Here is a 22,696-nt window from a genome sequence, read left to right as displayed (position 1 = left end):
TGACTTTATTCACTTGCATTTATTTTCAAAAGCGTTCATAGGAGCTCGAAGGCAAACTTCTCGGTTTCGTTCTTTTTGCCAAGAAAAAGAACATATATTAAAAAGAGTAACTCAAGGAAACCTTTCTTTAATACTAACATCGTAATATCGCTTAAAAAGAAATTCCATAACGCAAAGCACGGGCAGTAATCCCAACGAAAATTATTAAGTTTGCACACATGTCGCTTTATGTTACCTCGATCAATTCCGGAAGTAATGGCAATTGTTACTATGTTGGCAATGGAAGAGAAGCTGTTCTAATAGACGCCGGCATTTCATGCCGCGAGATTGAGCGACGAATGACCCGTTTAGGTTTATCCATTCCATCTATCAAAGCGATTTTTATATCCCATGAACATAGTGATCATATAAAGGGCTTGTGCAGGTTAAGTTTAAAATACCGCATACCAGTCTATATCAATCAGCGGACATTAACAGCAACCGGCTTTTTTATTGCTCCCGAGCTGCTCCACCTATTTCATGCATCCGATCCTATTCAAATTGGCGATTTTCAAATCACTCCCTTTGCCAAGTATCATGATGCGGCTGACCCTTATAGCTTTGTGGTAGAAGGAGGAAGCATTCGGATCGGCGTTTTTACGGATATAGGAAGGGTGTGCGAACGTGTACAGCATCATTTCAGCCAGTGTCATGCGGTTTTTTTAGAAGCCAATTACGACGACGATCTATTAGATCGCGGGCGTTATCCGTATTTTTTGAAAAACAGAATTCGCGGGGGGTATGGTCATTTGTCCAATAAGCAAGCTTTAGAGCTCTTTCTAAACCACAGAACGGACAATTTGAGTCATCTTTTTTTATCTCATTTATCCAAAGATAATAATTGTCCGAATTTAGTTACCGAGCTTTTCTCAACCCATGCCAATGGCGTAAAAATTGTGGTTGCTTCGCGATACGAAGAAAGTCCTATTTTTGAAGTAAAAAGATGGTCACAGCCGGCAGATCTTATTCCCGAAATTCCGCTTTTTCCCAAGACTCTTTTTTAAAAAAATGTAATAGCAGAAAGAATGTACCGACGGCAAGGCTAGCAAGTGCCCACACCAACCACTCATAATTAACAGCTAAATAATGCCCAAAGCCGATCGCGCTGATTAATCCTATCAAAAGCAGATTGGCAATAAAGCGCCCTTCTGTCTTTTTTATCGGTTGACTAAAAGGATAGCCTGTTACGGTAAACAGACAAATTAAAATGGCCGCTACTCCGCCTACAGCCGTAGATAAAAGGAGGTCATTTATTACCGGCAGACCAATAAAGGCTAGTCCCAGCACGGAAAAAACAATCATAAAAGGCATATAAAATTTAACAAACGCAGCTTTCAATACACCGGACATCAAAAGGCCCGGTTGTTGAATAGGAGCCACAAAATAAATCCAGGCAGCTTTATATTTTTCGCTTTGTGTGATAAATTGGAATACGGTTAATAAAGTAAATAAAGAAAAGTAAAAAATGAAGAGATAAGTATGTTGCGCGAGGATATTCTTCCATTTTTCTGTCCACGTTCCTTCTGCGTTTCCTCGGTTACGTACAAAAAACATGAAAAAAAAATACACCGGGACATAAGCCAACGAAGGGTACACTTTAGTTTTAAATTCACGTGTGCGTCCCGTTACATTCCAAACTAATCTAAAACCGGCATTTTCCAATGGGCTACCGGTTAATATATTCGCTAATTTATCGCTAAGCGTTTGCCTACGGGTGGCAGCTGTTTCGACCTTAACCGAGTCGTCGCTTGTCTGCAAAGCGCTCAACGTAGCGTTCAATCCGGTAGAGAAGTTTTTGCTCATTATCCACAAAGCCACCAACGGCGATAAGAAAGCCGCTAGGGACAGTGCAATGGTAAGTAATGACGTATCTCCCCTTCCGAGTTCTTGTAGTCCGCTGATCCAAGCACTTGGTGTAAGCCATAACCAGGGCACCGCTGCAAAGTCAAGCTGCTGAACCATGGCACTTTCCAGCACATTTGGCATCGTGTAGTACAACATAAAGATCAGCACCGAAAATACAATTTGTAAATACGCTACAATGTCTTTAAAGCGCTGCACCGAGACGAATTTCATGGCAATCAGGTAAAACAAGTTTACCAGTAATACACAAAGTACGGTTGCTATTGCCGCTTGAAAAATAAAAATAACACCGGCAAATCCTCCTCGACTAATTATTGTAAAAATAAGTCCCGGGAGCGCTAAACCAACCGCTTGTTTAGCTATACTGATTCCGATGTGCAGGATGCGTGTTAAGGCAAACGTTCGATCATCAACGGGACGTGGCAATATGATAAAATTATCTCTACTGTCTAACAGGATGACGGAAAAGTCAGCGATCAAGCTGAGGCATAACATTGCCATAAACACACCGAAGTAGATCGTAAAAGACAGATAAGGTTGGTTGACGGAAAAAAGGAAAAGCAGCAATACGCAACCCATCACTGCTAGCAGTAAAAAATTAAGCCAGGAGCTGTAGTTGTTTTCCTTTTTCGATCTGTTTCCAAATGCCGTTAGCGGTCTTCGGTCATCCATCAGTAATTTGACACGTAATATAACCTCCATCTGAGCGGTATTTACCCCGATTTTACGATATAGAGGACTAAAAAGTAAAGCCAGTTGGACAATGAAATTATTCATGGATATAATATTTTGCGATCATTCTCGCTATTCGAAGGCAGACATGATACTAGAAGCACTTCCTGAAGTTTCCGCATGGCCGGTGAGCTTAGCAAAAATATGTTCGAGGGAATCGCCATGCTCAGCTTTCAATTGCTCGAAAGTACCATTTGCCACAATACTGCCTTGATTAATCAATAGAATACGGTCTGAAACCTTTTCAACAATGTCCATCATATGCGAACAATAAAATATCGTTTTGCCTTCCTTTGCCAATAGAGAGATCAGCTCTTTAACAACAATTACTGCATTTGCATCTAAGCCAGACAAAGGCTCATCTAAAATGAGAATTTTTGGATTATGAATAATTCCGGAAGTCAATAACACTTTTTGCCTCATACCTTTCGAAAAGGTATCCATTCGCTTATTAAGTGATTCACTCAGGCCAAAAGCAGTAAGCAACTTAGTTGCTCTGGCTGCAATGAGCGAAGTTTCCATGTCATATAGCTTACCCACGAAATCCAGATATTCCAAAGGGGTTAACACATCGTATAGCTCAGCATTCTCCGGAACATATCCTATAATGGATTTAATTGGAAGTGCATTCTCTTTTAAGTTGATGCCATCAACAGTGATATGACCCTCGAAATCACTTATTAATCCGGTAAGGATCTTAACGGTTGTTGATTTACCGGCACCATTTGGGCCGATATAGCCAATCACTTCACCGGGATATATTTCAAGATCAATCCCTTTCAAAACCTGTTTATCATCATAACTTTTATGAAGATTTTCAATGCGTATGATAGGTTCATCTTGGTTCATTCTTATCTTTCTTGATTAATGTAAAGCAAGATAAGAAATTCTTTATATTTTGTGAACTTTGAAAATAAGACGCGGAGCAACTGCTATTAAAAATGAAGGGCTTTTACTTTTAACCGTGCGTACTAGCTTTAGCTTTGTATATAGCCAGTGTATTGGGAAAAACGGCTTCGGAGGAAACCGATGGAACGAGCAGCAAAGCAAATGGTTTCCCTAGCATAAAGCTATAAGCCATCTCCATATTTGAAAAAGCTGTTAATGGTTATCGGTAATTTACCGGTGGCTTTTAATTGCCCGCTTAATAACTTTGCCGCTGCTTTTTGAAAGGTTCCGTCATTTTGATAGGCTACCACCAAACCACCGGCGTGCTCCAAGCCGGGGAAGGAAGCAATAGTATAGGGGTTTGCAAAGACGTTAAATAGCACATTATGACTAGCAAGTTCGCTAATTAACATGTTAAGCTCTTGGCTATAGTTTAATTTACTTTGCGGACGCAAACGTGTGTCATGAAGTGCTACAATCACCTGTTTATAGTTCTTCAGCTCATTAGCTACCTTTGACACTTCTGCGCCAGTAGCCTTAGCAGATAAGATGAAATTTAAGCTATTATCAAAATGTCCACCAAGTATTTGCTGAAATGTAGTTAAACTATCGACGCCAATACTAACCAGCGCCGTCTTTTCTGCAAGATCTAACTGCTTAATGAGTGTATCCCCTTTCAACAGTGTAATAGCAGCATCCGCTAATTGTTGATTTAACTGCTTGGCAGAATCATTATTAAGATCCTGGTATAAATGTTCTGTGATGACCGCTTGCCGTTGATTCAGACCCATCCAGTATTTAGCTGCTAGTATTTTTTTTACACGCGCGTTGATATCATCCCAAGATAATCTCTTTTTACGGATCGCTTTTCTTACTTTTTTGATTGCTCGTTTACTGTTTTCTGACAATTCAAGCACGTCATTTCCGGCAATAATCGCCCTTACATCAGCCTCACCATCCGGGAAGTACTTTACAACGCCTTTCATATCCATCGCATCGGTAAAAGTGAGTCCTTTGAAGCCCATACGCTCTTTCAGCATACCGGTAATTACATTTTTTGAAAGTGACGAAGGCAGATGCGCGGTTGTATCCAAGGCGGGGATATTCATATGGGCCACCATTACCCCAGGGGCCCCCTGTTTGATCAATTCTTTAAAAGGGTACATTTCCAGTGAATCCAGGCGAGTTATCGTAAAATTCAAACTAGGCAAGTCATAATGAGAATCCACATCAGTATCACCATGGCCTGGAAAATGCTTTAAAGTAGTCATTAAACCGCCATCCATCATCCCCTTCATATAGGCACCCCCTTTTCGCACCACATTCATTTTATTCTCGCCGAAAGACCGGTAGTTGATTACCGGATTATTCGGATTATTGTTTACATCCACATCGGGAGCGAAATTTACATTTAAGCCAATTCGTTTAAAATTTTTGGCAATCTCCTGCCCCATCTGATAGATTAATCGTTCGTCCTGTACGGCTCCCAAAGCCATCTGATAAGGAAAGGAGATGGTCGAATCCATCAAGCGCATGCCCAATCCCCATTCTCCATCCAGCGCCATTAACAACGGAACTTTTGCAAGTTTTTGATACCTATTTATAAGGTTAGCATGCCTAACAGGGCCGCCCTGAAAAAGCACCACTCCTCCTAACTTTTGCTTTTTTATCACTTTGGCTACTGAATCGCTATACGCATTACCTAAATTTGTATGCGCACGCACCATGAACATTTGCGCAATACGATCTTTTTTGCTCAACCTGTTAAAAACTGAGTCCACCCATGTATGTTCTTGATTAATGAAATCTATAAAGTTTGAAGACGATTGAGCAGAAACTATCTGCGATGCGGTCAAAACGATGAGGAGTATTAGGCTGGCTTTTCTTAACATAATGAAACAATGAAATCAAACTTAGTTATAATTGCCGTTTTATGCAAAAATTTCAATAAAAAAAGATAATAAAAGCAGAATATCGCCCTATAATGCTTTTAAGCAAAATGAAAACCGCAAAAAAACGCATTTTAAAAATTACAATCCATCTCCGTATTTGAAAAAAGTACTGACAGTTACGGGCAATCTACCAGTCGGCCTTAAGCTTTTCAATATGACTTTTGCTCCTGCCCGTTGCAGTTCATCACTATTTTGGTAACCTAGAACCAAACTTTTACAAGCCTCAATACCCGGCATGCCCGCTAATGCATAGGGATTGGTGAAGACACAAAAGATGCTATTCATGTTAGCTAATTCATTAATAAACAAACGGACTGTGCCACTGAAGTTAATTTTACTTTGCGGCGATCGGCGCGTATCATGCAAGGCGACGATCACCTGATTATATCGCAACAGTTCGACAGACACTTTTGCGATATCATTAGGTTTCGCGTCGGGTGAGATGACAAATTTCAGCGCATTATCAAATTTACCTTCCAATTCTTTTTGAAAAGTAGTCAATTCTCGAGCTCCTATGCTAATGATAGCGGTACGTTTGCCATAATCAATGTTCCGTATAAGGCTATCGCCTTTCAGTAATGTGACGGCTGCGTCAGCCAGTTCCTGATTCAGCTTTTTTGACGCTGACCGGTTTAGTTCGCGATACAAGCCATCCAGCATTACCGGTTCCCTTTTATCCAGTCCGAGCCAGAGTTTAGCCGCCAAAATTCTTTTTACTTTTGCATCTAAGCTTGCTTGGCTAATCCGTTTATCTTTAATGGCTTTAGCGATCATAGCAATGGCTCTTTTGCTATTTTGAGATAATTCCAATATATCATTCCCGGCAATAACGGCACGTACATCTGCTTCTCCATTTTTAAAATATTTAACCACGCCATTCATATCCATGGCATCCGTAAATACCAAACCCTTAAAGCCAAGTTCCTTCTTGAGTAATCCGTCAATTACAGCAGGCGACAGTGATGACGGCAAATTAGGCGTTTTATCTAGGGCGGGGATATTCATATGGGCAACCATCACACCCGAGGCTCCTTCACGTATCAATTGCTTAAATGGAAACAACTCCAGCGAATCCAGCCGACCTCTACTGAATGCCAATTGAGGAAGATCTTTGTGTGAGTCGACATCGGTATCCCCATGCCCGGGAAAATGCTTTAAGGTAGTCAATATATGTTCATCCATCATTCCCCGCATGTATGCGCTTGCTTTCCGCGTTACATTACCTTTATTTTCTCCAAAAGAGCGGAAATTAATGACAGGATTTCTCGGGTTATTGTTTATATCAACTACCGGTGCAAAGTTTACATTCAAGCCAAGTCGTCTGAAGTCTTTTGCAATTTCACGTCCCATATTATAGAGAAGCTTCTCATTTCTAATAGCTCCTAAGGTCATTTGATAAGGATAAGAAATGGTGGAATCTGCCAGACGCATTCCCAACCCCCACTCACCATCGAGGGCTATCAGCAGTGGAACTTTTGAGATGGATTGATACGTATTAATAGCCTTTGCATGTCCAAGGGGGCCACCTTGAAAGAACACTACACCGCCTAATTTCTCACTAGCAATTATTTTCGCTACAGAATCTATATACCTTTGTCCTAAGTTAGTATGCGCTCTTACCATAAAGAGCTGTGCAATCTTTTCGTTCTGGTTTAAACTATTAAAAGTAGAATCCACCCATCGATGAGGGGAATTGATAAAGGTGGTAAAATCTGCAGGCTGCTGAGCAAAAGATTGCCAAACAGATATAAGAAACAGATATGTGAATAAATACTTTTTAACCATGAGTATTATCTACCTCAAAGATAATACCCATGGTTTAACTTTCTCGAAAATATTTTGGCTAAACTTTATTTCGCAAACGATCTCTATCTATAAAATCATGCTTATCTCTCCATAACACTAATACAAGCGCGCACAGGATAGCAATACTTACCCAAACGGCAGCATAGGGATTAAGCACATCCTTCGCCAGATCTCTGAACAGTAAGGCCATCAGAATAACGGGCATCTGAAGAATACAAGCAATACGAACATAACTCCCTGTAAACAATGCTATCGCACCAAAAATATGGGCTACGATGATTGTATGTACGAGCACACTCATCAGAATAGCAACAGGTACCGAACTATTCATCATGATATCCGTAAACACATGTATATTAGCAATGAATTCAATTCCCTTCCAAAGAATAACCAATGAAAGTACAATTCTGGTTATTTCCAACCAAAGTGGGTGATGCCTTTCACCCTTGTGGGAGACGTGATGGGTAAGCATAGCATTCAGTTTTAAGTGTTTATATTAAGTTAGCTTTAATGTAATATTAAAGTTACGTTTTTTTTATAAGAATAACAAATGAAAAGCGAAGAGGTTTTTAGAGCAGGGAATAGGGAGCAGGGAATAGGGAGCAGGGAGTAGTTAATGGGGAGTTGGGAATAGTTAATAGGGAGCAGGGAGTAGTTAATAGGGAGCAGGGAGTAGTTAATGGGGAGTTGGGAGTAAGAAAAAAGCAAACTTAATATGGCTGTCTGCAGATAGCTGTTAATTAAGCGTTTTTATTTAGCAATCAATAATTTCTGTAGTTCTTTTTGTGTGATTTTAAAAATTGTACCATGCCGGATTCCATTTGGCATATTAATCCTGTCAGACACGTCTTTCCAATTTTCCAGATCGGTAGATGCGATGGCTCCATAGCGATGTTCGGTATACTTATCGAAATACAACAGCCAAGTAGCGCCTACTTTTGTAAGTGTCGGGCCTTCCGCCCAATAATTCCCTGTGATGGGCTTACTTGCTTTTGAATAGGGGCCTTGCAGCTGATCAGCATAGGCTATCTTTATATTCTTTTCGACAGGTTCTTTCGTCTCATCTTTCAAGAACATGATCCATTTATCGTTTATTTTAGCGATCGTTGCATCGATCACATTAAAACCGGGATCATATAGTAAGCGTGTATCACTGTATGTTTTAAAGTCTTTCGTGTATATACAATACATTCTATGATTATAGGCATTTTCTGCCTCGATTTGCGTTTCGGGAAATTTTCCCGGAATAGTTGTTGCCCAATAGATCATGTAGTTTTTCGAGTTGGGATCGTAAGTTATTTCTGGCGCCCAACAATTCCTCGCCCCTTCTTCCCTCCGCATAACCGGTATATATTGCTGCTCTGACCAATTGATCAGATCTTTCGAAGAAGCATAGCCGATTCCTTTGTCTGTCCAACTGACTGTCCAAACCATATGAAACAGTCCATCACCACCTCGAATAATACAAGGATCACGCATCAGCTTGTCCTTGCTTAATTTTGGTTGTAAAAAAGACTCATCATTCTTTAAAGCATCCCAGTTATAGCCATCCTTGCTATAAGCTAAATGAAGTCCATCTTCTCCATTGCCCTTGAAATAGGCAAATATATAAATCTCTTCTTCTCTATTCCCTGCAAGCACATGCAAGCCATTGAACAGAATCAGTGATAAAGTTATAATCCTGAACAAATTATTATAAAGTAACATAGACAAAATTTAAGGTTTCCATTCCAGTACGTTAACCATCTGTGGAGGAAAATCCGTCTGGCCCTCCAGATCTGCTTGTTCAACTTTTTGCAAATAGAGATTGACGATTTTCTTCTTTTTCCAAAGTTCTGTATCAAGTGTTGGTTCCCACGCCCCCATATCCTCGTTAAATAGATCGATAATCTCCCAGTGGTTATTCTGATCGTTCGTTACTTTGAGAAGTGACACTTTTCCTTTCCGTTCTTCATCCCTAAAAATCATATAAAATACCGATCTACCACCATATCGGCTCGCCAAAATTTGCGGTCGCGAAACAGGGATACGTTTAGTTCCAACACCACTCAAAGTAAAATTCGTCTTCCTAAAGGGCAATATCTTCACGTTCCATGAATCGTTTTGCAAATAAATCAGGTGATATTGCGGCACATCTTGAGCCGACTCTTTCCAGTAGGTGGCAATTACCGGATTTCCTATATCGTCCGTGGTCATGGATGTCTGATTAATCAACTCGCTATTAGGTGGAATACGCGCCGCCACTTCTGCATTACCCGCTGTTATTGGGAGTGTGTAACGCTCACCATTGCTTTTTTCCCAGGTGTGTCCACCATCTCTCGAACGTGCATAACACATATTGTGATTGGTTGACACGTCCGCACTACTCCTCCAAACCCAGGATAAATGAATGACGCCTTCCTTATCCACTGTAGTCTGGATATAAGCGTTTCGTTGTCCTTCACCATTAATCAAATTATCATGTAGCGTTGTCCATTTCTGTTGTTTACAATCGTAAAGGTTCACAATCAGATTTCCTTTGCCGGATTCCCCGTTTCTATAAGTAAAAAGCAAATTGCCATTGGCCAGTTTGTAAAATTCAGGATAGGCAACGCGACTTTCCTGACTGCCTGTCATCTCCATTTTTGGTCCTAATTTTAACGACTCCGGCTTTGTGCTGCGACAATAGTTTAACGGATTATTATGATGATCCCAAGAAACATGCAAATAACCCGTACCATCTACCATTATACTGATCACGTTGTGAGCATCCTTTACATTCCCGGAATAGCTAGTGGTTATTAGTGACCAATTTTCAGAACCAAGCCTCCTTTTGCCCAACACCACTTGTCCTTCTTCATCATAGAAGGCGATATATTGATGCTTTTTATAGGTCACCAATGAATTCTTCCTAAAAATAATCGCATTAATTGAGTTTTTTGACCACGCCTTTGCCACGGGATAGATTGTAGTAAATGGCTTTACTTGTGCCTGCACATTAGTATTTGTAAAGACACTGCCTAGTATACTTAGTAGTATAAGTTGAAAAGCATGTATCCATAAGAAACGCATGCTCAATAATATCAAGGATGGAAAGGATCGCTGTTTAACTTGTCGGACCGAAAGCAGTAAGCACGCATGCCAAATCGATAGGCAAACAGGACGAAAAGGTATCATTACCATTATTTCACATTAACTAGTTGATTCATTTCACCCCTTCTATCCCATGAAGACTTGGCTTAACCGGTAAAATCCGCCCCTCACTGTCAAAAGACATTTTATCAATACATACTTCTCGATGGTAACCGGCTGCTTCTCCCATTTTGATCCCATCGGGCCTGCTAAAGCGATGATAAACCATATACCACTCATCTTTACCCGGAATCTGCAATACGGAATTGTGTCCAGTGCCATAGATGCCCTGCGATGGATCCTTTGCCAGTACTAAATTGTTTTCCGGAATTTCTATGGGTCCGAGTGGTGATTTTGCGGTACCGTATCGTACGCGATAATTTTCGCTTCTCGTATCATCTTCCGACCAAAGAAAATAATAAAGTCCCTTCCTATAAAAGACATACGTTCCTTCACGGAAAGTTTTGTCGGGTGTTATGACCTTTACCGTACTTTCCTTAATCGAAACCATATCTTTATTCAACTCTGCTACAGCCATATATCCATTGCCCCAATATAAATAGCTCTTACCCGATTTTGGATCTGTAAACACATCGGGATCAATCTCTTGTCCACGGTTTATTCCCTTTGGTTTAGAAGCAATTAAAGGTTTTCCAATGTCCCTAAAGGGACCTGTCGGTTCATTAGCTACCGCGACACCGATTTTTTGTGCGCCGGAGTAATAATAAAAATACTTGTATTTACCATCTATCTTCTTTTCTTCAATAGCCGGGGCCCAAGCGTTGCGGCCGGCCCAAGGCACGTTCTTTTTTAAGTCGAGGATAACCCCTTCGTCCTTCCAATCGACCAAGTTGTCGGACGAGAATGTTTTAAAGGAATAACCGCCCCAATGATCAAATCCGTCACTAGTAGGGTACAAATAATACTTTTTCGTTTTCTGAGCGTATAGTATTTCCGGATCGGCATAATAACCCTCCAACACCGGGTTTTGACGAAGCGATTCAAGGTCGATACCAGGATTTCCCCATTTATTTGTGAGACGTTTCAACTCTGTTCTCGTTATTGGCATCACCGTTCCATGCCGCGGGTGGAAATTCATTGACACTTCATTATCAATAACTGAGAAATGTTCCAGATCGGTGCTCTTTGTAAATTGATACCTGCCCTTTCCATATACGTCATACATCAATACATAAGTATCCGTTCCGATTAACTTAAATACGCAGGAGCCTTCCACCGCATCTGTAGTTTGTTGTTTATAATCTACCGATTCTTCCCAGTTACCATCCGTAAGCGAAGCAGCTTTCGCTACTTTGATGCCATTACCATGTCCTTCCGTCTTATAAAATAAGTAATAGGTATTATCCTTCCGTACAATATCTCCATCTATACACGATTTCCCATTCGAAGGAAAAAACAATTGTTTCGGCTCGCCTTCCAGATCCGAGAAATCCGGATTGGCGTAGGCATAATAAATCTTGTCCGGTTCATCACCATATTTCATTGACCAATATACCATATACTTCGCGGCCTGTGGGTCGTAAATTGTTTGCGGAGCCCATACGCGCAACAACTTATCCTGATTAGCATATCTTTGCTGTATATTGACAACGTGCGAAGTCCAATTGATCAAGTCAGTAGACTTCAGCAACACCATCGCCCGATTGGAGTCCCATCCTTTTGCTGAGACCATATCTGTCAGTACCATATAAAAGGTTTTCCCATCCTCTCCACGAAGGATGTGAGGATCGCGCACTCCACCGGTTGAGCTGATCTTTTTGGAATCCAGTATTGGTAAGTCATTATTAAGCGCCTTATAATGGTAGCCGTCCAAGCTAACAGCAAATCGCACAGCCTCTTCCTCCATACGGTTTCCGGTAAAGTAAGTGAAAAGATAGGCGACATAATCTTTTTCAGCTATCGCCTTTGGCCCCTGTTGAGCAAAAAGCAGCTGCCTGCCAGCAGGTGCTAAAAGGATTAGTGAAATAATAATCAGTGTACGGAATGAGTTGGTTGATAACATGAACAACTAAATTGTTAGACTTGAGGTATTGTATAACCGTTATTATAAGACGCTGTGATTAGCTTATCGGCATCTGTATCATTAAAAGAACCTTTTTCTTCGTCCCAATAAATCTTTTTCCCTGTACGGTAGGCAATATTACCCATTTGGGAAAATATCGCAATGTGAGCTCCCGCTTCAATCGGCGTATTGAGTGAAGCCTTATCACGGCTTTTCACCGCTTCGATAAAATTAACGGCGTGCAGATCCAACCCATTATCCACTTTCTTCTGCAATGGCACCGCTTCCATCCGATCACCTTCGGGTATTACCTCCCAACCGTCACGATTCACCACCAATGTTCCTTTATTTCCGATAAAGGCAACCCCGTGGTTTCGACCATAAGGACCTCCATCGATGCCATTGGCATGCTCCCATTGGATGTTAAAGTCATCAAATTCAAAGACCGTTGTCAGTGTATCCGGTGTTTCGGCGGCATCCTCCGGATAGGCGAACTTTCCACCTGCAGCCATAATGGATTTTGGCGTAGTTGCCTTCATACCGATGAGTGCATAATCAAGCATATGAACACCCCAATCAGTCATCAATCCCCCTGCATAATCCCAGAACCACCTAAACTCAAAATGGAAGCGATTAGGATTGAAAGGACGTTTTTTTGCCGGACCCAGCCAGAGGTCATAATCCACACCGGCCGGTACAGGGGCGTCCGGTTTAATCGGAATACTTTTCATCCATCCTTGGTAAGCCCAGGCTTTTACCAAACGTATCTTACCCAGTTTTCCCGAATGAACAAAGGCCATTGCATCTTTAAAGTGCTGCTGGCTACGTTGCCACTGTCCTACCTGCACCACTCGGTCGTATTTCTTTGCAGCAGCCACCATGGCTTTACATTCCGTAATCGAGTTGCCTAAGGGTTTTTCTACATAAACATCCTTCCCAGCTTGACAAGCTTCAATCATCTGCAAGCAATGCCAATGATCCGGTGTGCCGATTACGACCGCATCCACATCCTTGCTGGCCAGTAGGTCTCGATAATTATTATATCCTTTCGTTTTTATACCACGATCGGCAAGTTCCTTCGTTCGTTTATCCAATACATTTTTGTCAACATCACAGAGTGCCGTACATACTACATCCGGATGTTTTAAAATCGCATTCAAATCCGCCCAGCCCATTCCGTTAATCCCAATAGCCCCTATTCTGATTTTTTGCTGAGCATGTCCTGCAGCAATGCTGTAGAGATTAGGGAAAGCAGCTGATAAGCCTGTTGCTGCGGCAAGCGCCGTTGATTTTTTAATAAAGTTTCTTCTTGCGTTGTTCATAAATGGTTGCGTTATGGTTACCATTCAAAAATATATCTTTTTTTCAACAATGCCAACGTTTTCAAAAAATGTAAATAAGACATTTATTACAACCTTTATATCTTCACAAGCTATCACTTAGTTCGCTCCAAATAGCGGAAAAGCTCGGCCGAAGCCAACAGAAACGCTCCAACACCGAAATTTGCTTCCGATTTGATATCGACAACCTGACCAGGGATTGCTTTTTCGCCAATGGGCTGAACATAACCTACTTTACCATCAGGCTGTAGTGCTACCTCGCTCAGATAAGTCCATGCTTTTTTAACGGTGGGCAGATATTGCTTTTCACTCAACAAACCATTATTAATCCCCCATAAGTATCCATAAGTAAAAAAGGCCGTGCCACTTGTTTCATAACCAGGAGCATGTTGTGAATCCAGCAAACTTCGCGTCCAGTATCCTTCGGGTTGCCGGGCCTTCCGAACAGCCTTCGCCATCTCCTTAAAAAGTTGTTCATATTCCTTTCGATGGGCATCATCCTTCGGTAGATCGGTTAGTACCTTTGCTAAACCTGCAAAAAGCCAACCATCTCCCCGTGCCCAAAAATCCTTTTTCCCATTGCTGGTCTTATGCTTTGGATAAATGTATTTAGCATCGCGATAAAACAGCTTGGCGTCTTCATCATACATTAGGTTTTTTGCAAAACTGAAATACGCATACAACTTGTTCAAGTATTGCTGATCTTTTGTGACGGTATATAGCTTTGTCATTACAGGCATTACCATATAAAGACCATCAACCCACCACCAATAATCGTTTTTACCGGTGCTCATTTGATATTGCATAACCTCTTTTGCACGAGCGATTTTCCTTTCGTCCGGATTCAATTTATACAAATCAATATACGTTTGGAAACAGATCTGCCAATCACCAAACAACACATATTCGTCCGTTTCTCCATAGGAATACTTCCAAGTCGCTTTATCGGTGGATTTTGCGCCTTGCCACTCGTTGTGTATGGCCCAATCTTCCGAGTATTTACGATAGCGTTCCTCCTGTGTAACCTGATAGGCTTCCATATTACCCGTATGATAAGCGGCATTATCCCAAAAAGCCCGTACATTGGCGGGGTGTTTACTTTGCCAATAATCATTTACCTGGCGAATGATATTAATTACTTCCACTTTATCTGGCAGCTCCTGCGCATTTAACACAGTATATAGTAACGATGAAAGTATGACTCCTAAAAGAATAAAATGCTTTTTCATTTAATATTTTATTTGCGTTAAGATAGTAATCCACTCGATGGTTAGCAAACCTTATTCAGGAAAAAGAAGCTCCCTAAGGAGCTCCTCGATGTGAACAACAAACAACCCGATCTTTATTAACTATAGAGACTCTCTATGAAGCAGACCTCTCTTAACATTAATTATAACCTGGGTTCTGCTGTAAAACAGCGTCTCTATTTAATTGTATCTCTCTCAGCCAAAGGTGTCATTAGGATCAAACTGAAATGTGCAACCAATTCGGTTACACATTCGATCATTATAACCAAACACAACATACATTTATAAAGATTGATACACCCGAAGTTCCTATATCCAGCGAATCCAATTTACGCTTCTTATTACAGCCTGTCGGCATATTAAGTGTCTCAATACTTAGTACAATATAAAATAGGTGACTTTATTTATGCATGGATTTCTATGTTATTAATTAAATTAAAAAGCCGTAGTGGACCCTGCTACATAAATATTTCTTGCTTTCATTAAAGCTTCTTGCGGCCCGGGTTCTCCGCTTGATCCTTCCATTTGCATATTAATAATCAACCAAAAAGGCTTATTCATAAAATCGGCGCGGTGTGTGGCCATGAGTTGATTGTCTATATAGTAATCTAAATCGACATGTGTCGCCGACACGCGACGTACGCGTAGCATATAATTATGCCAATTACCGGCGTTGGTTACCGGGGTAATCTTATTTTGCCAAGTAACATTTTGCCAACTAGGCCCCGTAGCGGTATTCTGCCAATTTCGGCTATCGCCCTTAAACTCCATTATATCGCTTTCCGGAGGCCAGCTATCGGCACCTGTTAACCAGAAGGCCGGCCAAGAACCACGAACCGTTGGCACTTGAAAATCACCTCGGATTTCCCAATAGGGAAGCGCGTCGGTAAAAGTTATCTTCTCCTTTAAATGAATAGCACCCGAATGGTAGCGAATGGGTAGATACGGATCATGCGGACTATTTCCTTCATTCCAGTTTATTCGGGTAGCCAAAATATTTAAGTCCGTTCCTGTTAAATAAATGTGATTATGATCGGTAGAACTTCCGTACATGCGTGCCGTCCCATTATGATCACTGCCCCAGGGATAAAGATAATTCCATTTTTGCTCAAAGGTTGTGTAATTGTTAAATGAAGAAGCGTCAACCAAGACCACGGGACTTTGCTGTAACACTACATTCTCCGTGTTGCTTAATTTGCCATCAACACCTGAACTTGTTTTTACTTCACCCAGCTCCTGCTTTGAACAGGCAAAGAACAGCGATCCCACTGGAATCATCCATCCTAGCTTTTTAAATAAAATAGGTACATTCATTTTGGTTCATATTTGTGTTTATACTAAAAATTGGTTTTATCACACAAACCTACGGAGTGCACTCTGCAAACAAGGGGGGTATACTCATACAATTCAGGGGGCAAATCCGTTAACAGAAACCATAACGATGATCAGTTTGCCGTCGGAATATTTATATAAGTGTACAATATAGTTTAATACAGTAAATCATCTAAATTAGCTGCTTCAAGGGGTAGTTTTTTGCCTGTCTCATCAATATAGAACCATTTATCGTCGTTGAAGACCGGTACCGGAAACATATCGACGCTGTCCGAACTCGTATAAAAAGCACCATTTCCCAAGCCCATGTTTGCATACTGCACCGGAACTATAATCTTTCCTTCAAAGGTGGCCAATCCGAATTTAGCTCCTTTCTTTAGTAAAAGTAGGCGATTATTCTTCGTCGGAATGATGTCATTGTAAATCGGCTCCAATAGCACTTGCCCCTTACTATCGGCTAGGCCAACGCGCAATTCGCTCGTATGTGAAAGCATTTTAAAAAGCAATATTTTATCGTTCAGAAACAGTTCAGAAAAATCCGAAAATTGTAGATCAGGCGCTACATAACCTTCAGAAAGTAAAGTTCGCCCGCTCTTATCGATGATATTTACGGGCCACAGCCGGTTGTTATAACCCATTTCTTGGAGCTTCCGGGCATCAACTACAACGGCAAGCCCTGCTCCGTTGAAATCCGATACCTTGGCATATTTTGGAGGTAGAAGCTCCTTTCCTTTTTCATCTATAAAACCATATTCTCCATGTTTTACGATCTTTGCAAAACCATTTTTGAAAGGAAACAGCGTAACATAGGTGGTATTCCGTTCGCCATTCAATTCAAAGTTAAACTGACTGGCATCATAAACGGTCCCAAGCTCTCTATCCTCCAAAATATCAAAAAGCTTCCCCTTTCTCCCATCATCTGATACAAAGAGCAGACGCGACGAGCCCACCTTCCAAACATAAGCGTAATCTAAAAATCGAACTTGCTTCGTTTCTACATTAAACAGTGAATAACCGTTTTGGTCGTTTTTTAACAGACAATATTGGGTGTTTATGGTGTCCTTGTCGGTGAAGGTTTTACCAATAATTTTTTGTCCCTGTAGGTTCCAAAATTCATAGGCAGGTTTATCATAGTCCCCTTTCGTTGTCATTATCAATTCGTGCTGCGGTCCCATCAGCTCAAAATGGTCGTAAACAGGCGGTATAACTTCCTTTTGTGATTTCACGTTATATAGGCCCACTTTCTTACCCCGCACAATTTCCGCTAACGAATCCGGTAAGCTTTCCAAAAAAGAGAAGCCATTATACTGTCCCGGTATCAACAAATTTCCATGAGCATCGAATACCGTAAAAAGCCCTTGCTTTTCCCCCACAATCAAGTTTCGATTTTCACCATCAAATTTAGCTTTGATATCCACGTCATAAAACTCCGGCGGGTAATACCTTACGTTGTCCACGAAATAAAGACCGTAGTAAGCACGCTGCTTAACTTTAAAAACGGCTAAACCATCACTACCATTGGAGTAGAAATACTCGTTGGCATGCGTAATTTCTGCATTATTGACCTGCAATAGTTCTTTTTGATTCTTGTCAAATAAGATGGCCAGGTTATCCTTTCTAGCTACAAAATAATCATCATAAACCTTTACATCATCATATTGAGCCGGCAGTACCCATTTCCCCGAGTGGTTAACAACACCCATCTTACCATCGGCTTTTGCGAGAAGATAAGGTCCATAATACCCTAGGTAAGAATTAGCATTCGGTTCGTCGATCCATTCATACTGTGGCGGTGAAACCATTTCTCCATCCTGCCCGTAGATACCAATACCATATCGCGCCATAGAACCATTATTTCCTGTTTTAACAGTTTGCCGATGCGCTACGTTTATAATTTCTTTAACCAGCAAAAGACCTGCAACGATTTTAGGATAATCGTCCTGTTCATCTGCCAGGAATTCTTTTCTAGTGGGAATATGTACAATTAAGCGCTTCCCATTCTTCGTAAAAGATTCTACCCAATTATCGCTCCGCATGCCATAGTGACCATGTTCATAAACAAAGGGAAGTAGTTCTTTTCCGTTCCAATCCAGAATACCCCACTTACCATTATGACTTGCATATACATAAGAAGGTTTTCTTCCACAACCACCGCAGTAATCAAAGGCATCAAAGATGGCCGGTATTACCAACTTTTGCTCTTTGAAGCTGTAAATACCCCACTTTCCTTGTTGTTTTACATCAAAGTAATTACCATCTAAATAGCCGGCATCCTCAAAAAACGGCAACATCTTTCCCCCTTTAAGGTAGAAGGAAATTTCGTTAGCCTTCTTCAATTTCCAGTAATAGGGATTATCAACTCCCACACTGTCATACGCTGCCTTCAATAAAACTTCACCCCGTGGGTTCATCACTCCCCATTTCCCGTCCTTTATAAAGGGGATTACCTTAGTTGGTAGTAGTTCACTTTTAACAGACTCATCATAGGCGGCGATATCGTCTTTATTCCCTAACATGACATTTGCGTTCGGAACTACTGTATCAAAAGCCTTCCCGCCCTGTTTGTTTATATAGTATTCTTTTTCTCCTTTCTTAACGCGTGCATAACCATGATAAAAAGAAGCCAAACTGGTCAGCTGTTCAACTTGGCCAGCTATCGATCCTTGACTGTCATTTTCCTTCCCTTGCCCTGCGCCAAGTATGGGAAGCAAAAGCCAAACAACGATATAAAAGTATCTTCCCATATTAATAAGCTCCTTTTTTCTGCGTCTTTATTGGATAAATCGTTCCGTCCTTGGCTACGATGTGATACCACTCCCTCTCTTTTACCAAGACGGGCCAAGTGTGCTCATCACCCTCATAGTTAACAAATAACTCATCATATTTTGGGGCAAGCACTATTTCCCCGTCTTTAGTTGCCAAACCAATTTTACCGTTTTTCACAATTCGCACATAGCGTTGCGAACTATTGATTTCTATATCATCGTATTCTAGGTTTAATAAGAATTTCCCTTCTCGACTCCACAGCCCGTATTGATTATCTTGGCGTACCAGCAATAAATTGGGGTGGTCGTATACGGTATTGATTTGTTCCAGTTTTGCCGGAATTAGCTCTTTCCCATCTTTATTGATTACCCCGTAGCGATCCTTTCCATCCTCCGCTTTTTTCACGACGAAGGCTAGCCCCTTATAAAAATTTCCCACCGCCGTGTATCCTGCAAAGCGCCTTTCTCTAGCCTGCAAATCGATGAAAAGGTTGTGCTGATCACCGCTTATTTTTAGCAGGCCGCTTTCAAACGGAACTGCATCCTGATTTTCATTAATAGGTAAGCCGAAGCCCTGCTTTCGCAAACTGCCCTTCCAACTTGGATTTTCATAGACGACCTTTCCATCGCCATTTATCAGTTGTAAACTTTGGTCTTCCCGCTCCAGCAGGAAGAAATTTTCACTAACAGGATGATAATCGTAAACATTGGCATCAAAACCCCTGACACATTGCCCCTCGCTGTTGTAAAGCGCTGCCTCATAGGCGTAGTCCCTATCCTGTAGTTTACGGGTCACAACCAAATAATGTCGGCTAATCCAGCTGATTTTTTGATCAGCCACAGGAACTATAAAGGACTTTTGCACTAAATTAAATAGGCCCAGCTTTTCACCATCATATATAGGGACGAACGATGAATCGGACAAATCGATTCCGCCTAGGTTATAGTCCGTCGTCATTGCATATTGATCCTGCGGTAAGTGATACTTCGTCGGTAAAATCTCTTCCCCCTCTGCATCATATACACCATATAAATCTTTTGTGAAAACGCGATAGTAAGATTTTCCTCCTTGGATAAAGGGATCAGTCGTCAACAATTGATTGGGCGGAAATATAGGTTTACCGGACCAGTCGAGCCGATTACTTTGATCGCCCCGTTGTACATAAATGGTATAGGGTAATGCAGCTATTGCTTTCCTTTTTGCTTGCTCCTTTAAAGCTACCTCCGACAACTCAGCCCCATAAGATATGGGCGCCATTACCGCCGCTGCAGCAGGAAATACGGGTTGTCCTTCCGCATCCTGAAATTCAATCTCATCATAGCCAAAAGGGACGAGCAATTTTCCGCTGCTATCCACAACCGCTTGTTTCCCATCCTTTGCAACAATCGCCAAACGCTTAACAAAGTCGTCGATTTGGTCGTATTCAGCAGGAATAATCCAATTGCCTTGCGTGTTAATAGCCCCAAATTTACCTCCTTGTTTCACCTTTATTAAATCAATGTCACCTAAAGAGGATACCGCCTCAAATTGAGTAGACGTAAGCGCCTTTCCCCCTTGATCCAAAACACCATATAATCCGTTTTCAGAACAAGCAATGTAGGATGCCGAATGTGTATAAAGATTCGAAAGAAAAACGTATTTAGGTGGAATAATAACGGTTCCATCCGCCTTTGCCATTCCTTGCTTATCTCCTAGATAAATCGCCACACACTTATCATTCAAGTAGCATTTACGCACTTCGTCATAAATAGGCTGTTGGATGACATGACCATCCTCTGCAGCAGTCCACCCCCATTTGCCGTGTTGTTTAACTCCTATTAAATCCTTATTAATAATCTCTATCCCGTCATATTGAGGTGGGCTAATCTCACGACCCTTGACATTTATAACGCCATATTTGCCCTCTTTTTCGGTTATAATAAACTCATAATCGTAACTTATTCCTTCATACCATTGTCCTTTATACTCGTCTTTCAACTCAATACCGTCGTATTCGATAGCCGCAAGGATTTTCCCATTTTTATCCACAGCGCCGTACATGCCATCCTTTATCACACTTAACATATTTCCGGTGCTGTTTTCTACTTTATCAATTAGCAAGTTCGCCTCCGGTAAATACAGATATCTCTTGCCATCCAACTGTACTTCCGGAAAGGTTTCATACGACGAAAAATCAATAGCATCCACTACTGCAGGTGTCTGCCCAAAAACTGACAGATGAACCATGAAATATAGAAGCAACAAATAGCGTTTATTCATGAATCAAAAGTAAGCAGCATAAACTATTGCGTAAATCCCTGATTTCGGGGAATTCCGGAATAGTAACCGTCATGTTTAATGCCGCAAATGCAATCTTAAAAACGAAGACATACGCTTAATATTAATGAGATGATTAACCGCCTTACAGCATATTCGCCGGTCTACTTCTTATCTATGTTCGAGGAGCTCATTACTGCACGTCGTTGTTTCAACTGCAACCATTTCCTAACGGGTGTATCAAACAATCTCATAATAACATAGGCTAAACCTAAAGAAAAGGCAGTTCCAAGAATTATAATGAAAGTCAGCCGAAGCGTGTCTACCTGATGACTATTGTAATAATTGCCGAATATCCATATCATGGGAATATGAGTCATATATAAAGGATAAGATATTTTGCCGAAAAATACACAAAGTGACCTCATGCCTTCCGAAAGCTTTGTTCCCACGCCCAAGGTTAGTAGCAAAGGGAAATAAAACACAACAATACCGACTTCTACCAACCAGTTCCATTTAAAATATGGAACTATAAAAGCAAGCAATAGCAAAATGGAAAGCCCAACAAAGCCCATTTTATTTTTAACCAACCAGTTCGAACGATATACAAGCAGACCAGCTAAAAAAGAATAGGCAATACGCGCAGCACCATCCCAAGCGCTTTTTCCATCCCAACCACCGATCAAAGTACCTGCTTCATAACTCACCCAACCAAGCCAAATCATTGCCGCTAACCAGAGCAGGAATAAGGTTTGGCGACTTATTTTATAGAGCCAAAGAGCGTAAACAATATTCGCTACATACTCAAAAAATAACGACCACGAAGGTGTATTCAGTCCAAACAGACCATAACCGCGATCGGGCATAACGGGATAAGGAACCAACAACACCGAAAAAATAAAAATGAGCGAGAGCTGCCCTGCATCATAACCTATGTCGGAAAAAGGGTCAATCCAAACGCCAAGTAATCCCAATACAGACCCCAATAAAACGAGCGGATGCAAACGAATAAGCCTTGCCTTAAAAAATTGCCAGGGACCAATTTTAGTTATTCGTTCATCATAAGCATAACCAATGACAAAACCCGATAAGCAGAAGAAAAAATCAACTGCTAAAAAGCCGTGTCCTAAAAAATTTTGACTATAGTCAGGGTATACAAATTCCAGAAAATGAAAAACGACAATTGTAATAGCCGCCGTTCCCCGTAAACCATCCAGTAGATCATAATGAGGCTTGCTTTGCAAATACCTAATTTTAGGCTCCTGAGGCATAGTGGCTTCATCTTGGTTAAGATGCATAGGTAAGCTATTTCAAGGAAAAGCTATTCAGATATTTTGGCAT

Annotated in this window: 15 protein-coding genes; 1 reads left to right on the top strand and 14 read right to left on the bottom strand. The window is 41.1% G+C overall.

What is annotated here, in order from left to right:
• Nucleotides 1-218 precede the first annotated feature (218 nt).
• Complete coding sequence (locus E0E36_RS05795) at nt 219-1,043, top strand: MBL fold metallo-hydrolase (protein WP_130855103.1); 825 nt, start codon at nt 219-221, stop codon at nt 1,041-1,043.
• Here E0E36_RS05795 and E0E36_RS05790 read toward each other — a convergent pair.
• The 14 genes from E0E36_RS05790 to E0E36_RS05720 form a co-directional block, all read right to left on the bottom strand.
• On the bottom strand, nt 1,003-2,679 hold the full coding sequence (locus E0E36_RS05790) for a hypothetical protein (protein ID WP_130855102.1): 1,677 nt from the start codon (nt 2,677-2,679) through the stop codon (nt 1,003-1,005). The genes E0E36_RS05795 and E0E36_RS05790 overlap by 41 nt on opposite strands.
• A gap of 27 nt (nt 2,680-2,706) precedes the next feature.
• Nucleotides 2,707-3,483, bottom strand: a complete 777-nt coding sequence (locus tag E0E36_RS05785) for an ABC transporter ATP-binding protein (RefSeq protein ID WP_013664092.1) — start codon at nt 3,481-3,483, stop codon at nt 2,707-2,709.
• A 221-nt stretch (nt 3,484-3,704) separates the two neighbouring features.
• A complete protein-coding gene (locus E0E36_RS05780) occupies nt 3,705-5,414 on the bottom strand; it encodes a glycoside hydrolase family 3 protein (protein ID WP_130855101.1) in 1,710 nt (569 codons plus the stop codon).
• Between the two features lie 138 nt (nt 5,415-5,552).
• Nucleotides 5,553-7,259 carry a glycoside hydrolase family 3 protein gene (locus E0E36_RS05775; protein ID WP_130855100.1) on the bottom strand — a complete coding sequence of 569 codons (1,707 nt, stop codon included), beginning with the start codon at nt 7,257-7,259 and terminating at the stop codon, nt 5,553-5,555.
• A 58-nt stretch (nt 7,260-7,317) separates the two neighbouring features.
• On the bottom strand, nt 7,318-7,752 hold the full coding sequence (locus E0E36_RS05770) for a hypothetical protein (protein ID WP_013664096.1): 435 nt from the start codon (nt 7,750-7,752) through the stop codon (nt 7,318-7,320).
• Nucleotides 7,753-8,030: 278 nt separating this feature from the next.
• The gene (locus E0E36_RS05760) at nt 8,031-8,987 is read right to left on the bottom strand and encodes a glycoside hydrolase family 43 protein (protein WP_130855098.1); all 957 of its coding nucleotides are present in this window, start codon (nt 8,985-8,987) and stop codon (nt 8,031-8,033) included.
• Nucleotides 8,988-8,996: 9 nt separating this feature from the next.
• Nucleotides 8,997-10,331: a BNR repeat-containing protein gene (locus E0E36_RS05755; RefSeq protein ID WP_242627132.1), complete on the bottom strand. Its 1,335-nt coding sequence runs from the start codon at nt 10,329-10,331 to the stop codon at nt 8,997-8,999.
• Nucleotides 10,332-10,464: 133 nt separating this feature from the next.
• Complete coding sequence (locus E0E36_RS05750) at nt 10,465-12,414, bottom strand: glycoside hydrolase family 43 protein (protein WP_130855097.1); 1,950 nt, start codon at nt 12,412-12,414, stop codon at nt 10,465-10,467.
• 14 nt (nt 12,415-12,428) lie between these two features.
• Nucleotides 12,429-13,736: a Gfo/Idh/MocA family protein gene (locus tag E0E36_RS05745; RefSeq protein WP_130855096.1), complete on the bottom strand. Its 1,308-nt coding sequence runs from the start codon at nt 13,734-13,736 to the stop codon at nt 12,429-12,431.
• Nucleotides 13,737-13,849: 113 nt separating this feature from the next.
• A complete protein-coding gene (locus E0E36_RS05740) occupies nt 13,850-14,983 on the bottom strand; it encodes a glycoside hydrolase family 88/105 protein (protein ID WP_130855095.1) in 1,134 nt (377 codons plus the stop codon).
• A gap of 453 nt (nt 14,984-15,436) precedes the next feature.
• Nucleotides 15,437-16,315 (bottom strand): LamG domain-containing protein, encoded by an 879-nt coding sequence (locus E0E36_RS05735; RefSeq protein WP_130855094.1) that lies wholly within the window; start codon nt 16,313-16,315, stop codon nt 15,437-15,439.
• Between the two features lie 173 nt (nt 16,316-16,488).
• Nucleotides 16,489-19,077: a WG repeat-containing protein gene (locus tag E0E36_RS05730; RefSeq protein WP_130855093.1), complete on the bottom strand. Its 2,589-nt coding sequence runs from the start codon at nt 19,075-19,077 to the stop codon at nt 16,489-16,491.
• Between the two features lies 1 nt (nt 19,078).
• Nucleotides 19,079-21,358: a WG repeat-containing protein gene (locus E0E36_RS05725; RefSeq protein ID WP_130855092.1), complete on the bottom strand. Its 2,280-nt coding sequence runs from the start codon at nt 21,356-21,358 to the stop codon at nt 19,079-19,081.
• A 161-nt stretch (nt 21,359-21,519) separates the two neighbouring features.
• Nucleotides 21,520-22,653, bottom strand: coding sequence for an acyltransferase family protein (locus E0E36_RS05720; protein ID WP_130855091.1), 1,134 nt, complete (start codon nt 22,651-22,653; stop codon nt 21,520-21,522).
• Nucleotides 22,654-22,696: the final 43 nt, after the last annotated feature.

This window comes from Olivibacter jilunii (genome assembly GCF_900607235.1).
Taxonomy (GTDB): Bacteria; Bacteroidota; Bacteroidia; order Sphingobacteriales; family Sphingobacteriaceae; genus Olivibacter; species Olivibacter oleidegradans.
Note: the sequence above shows the minus strand (reverse complement) of the source record. Positions and strands in the feature narration are given on the sequence as shown.

What these genes read in the sequence shown, in the direction of transcription:
- E0E36_RS05730 (WP_130855093.1), bottom strand. Translation starts at nt 19,077, where the DNA reads ATGGGAAGATACTTTTATATCGTTGTTTGGCTTTTGCTTCCCATACTT.
- E0E36_RS05740 (WP_130855095.1), bottom strand. Translation starts at nt 14,983, where the DNA reads ATGAAAAAGCATTTTATTCTTTTAGGAGTCATACTTTCATCGTTACTA.
- E0E36_RS05780 (WP_130855101.1), bottom strand. Translation starts at nt 5,414, where the DNA reads ATGTTAAGAAAAGCCAGCCTAATACTCCTCATCGTTTTGACCGCATCG.
- E0E36_RS05795 (WP_130855103.1), top strand. Translation starts at nt 219, where the DNA reads ATGTCGCTTTATGTTACCTCGATCAATTCCGGAAGTAATGGCAATTGT.
- E0E36_RS05790 (WP_130855102.1), bottom strand. Translation starts at nt 2,679, where the DNA reads ATGAATAATTTCATTGTCCAACTGGCTTTACTTTTTAGTCCTCTATAT.
- E0E36_RS05745 (WP_130855096.1), bottom strand. Translation starts at nt 13,736, where the DNA reads ATGAACAACGCAAGAAGAAACTTTATTAAAAAATCAACGGCGCTTGCC.
- E0E36_RS05760 (WP_130855098.1), bottom strand. Translation starts at nt 8,987, where the DNA reads ATGTTACTTTATAATAATTTGTTCAGGATTATAACTTTATCACTGATT.
- E0E36_RS05770 (WP_013664096.1), bottom strand. Translation starts at nt 7,752, where the DNA reads ATGCTTACCCATCACGTCTCCCACAAGGGTGAAAGGCATCACCCACTT.
- E0E36_RS05725 (WP_130855092.1), bottom strand. Translation starts at nt 21,358, where the DNA reads ATGAATAAACGCTATTTGTTGCTTCTATATTTCATGGTTCATCTGTCA.
- E0E36_RS05755 (WP_242627132.1), bottom strand. Translation starts at nt 10,331, where the DNA reads ATGCGTTTCTTATGGATACATGCTTTTCAACTTATACTACTAAGTATA.
- E0E36_RS05785 (WP_013664092.1), bottom strand. Translation starts at nt 3,483, where the DNA reads ATGAACCAAGATGAACCTATCATACGCATTGAAAATCTTCATAAAAGT.
- E0E36_RS05750 (WP_130855097.1), bottom strand. Translation starts at nt 12,414, where the DNA reads ATGTTATCAACCAACTCATTCCGTACACTGATTATTATTTCACTAATC.
- E0E36_RS05735 (WP_130855094.1), bottom strand. Translation starts at nt 16,315, where the DNA reads ATGAATGTACCTATTTTATTTAAAAAGCTAGGATGGATGATTCCAGTG.
- E0E36_RS05720 (WP_130855091.1), bottom strand. Translation starts at nt 22,653, where the DNA reads ATGCATCTTAACCAAGATGAAGCCACTATGCCTCAGGAGCCTAAAATT.
- E0E36_RS05775 (WP_130855100.1), bottom strand. Translation starts at nt 7,259, where the DNA reads ATGGTTAAAAAGTATTTATTCACATATCTGTTTCTTATATCTGTTTGG.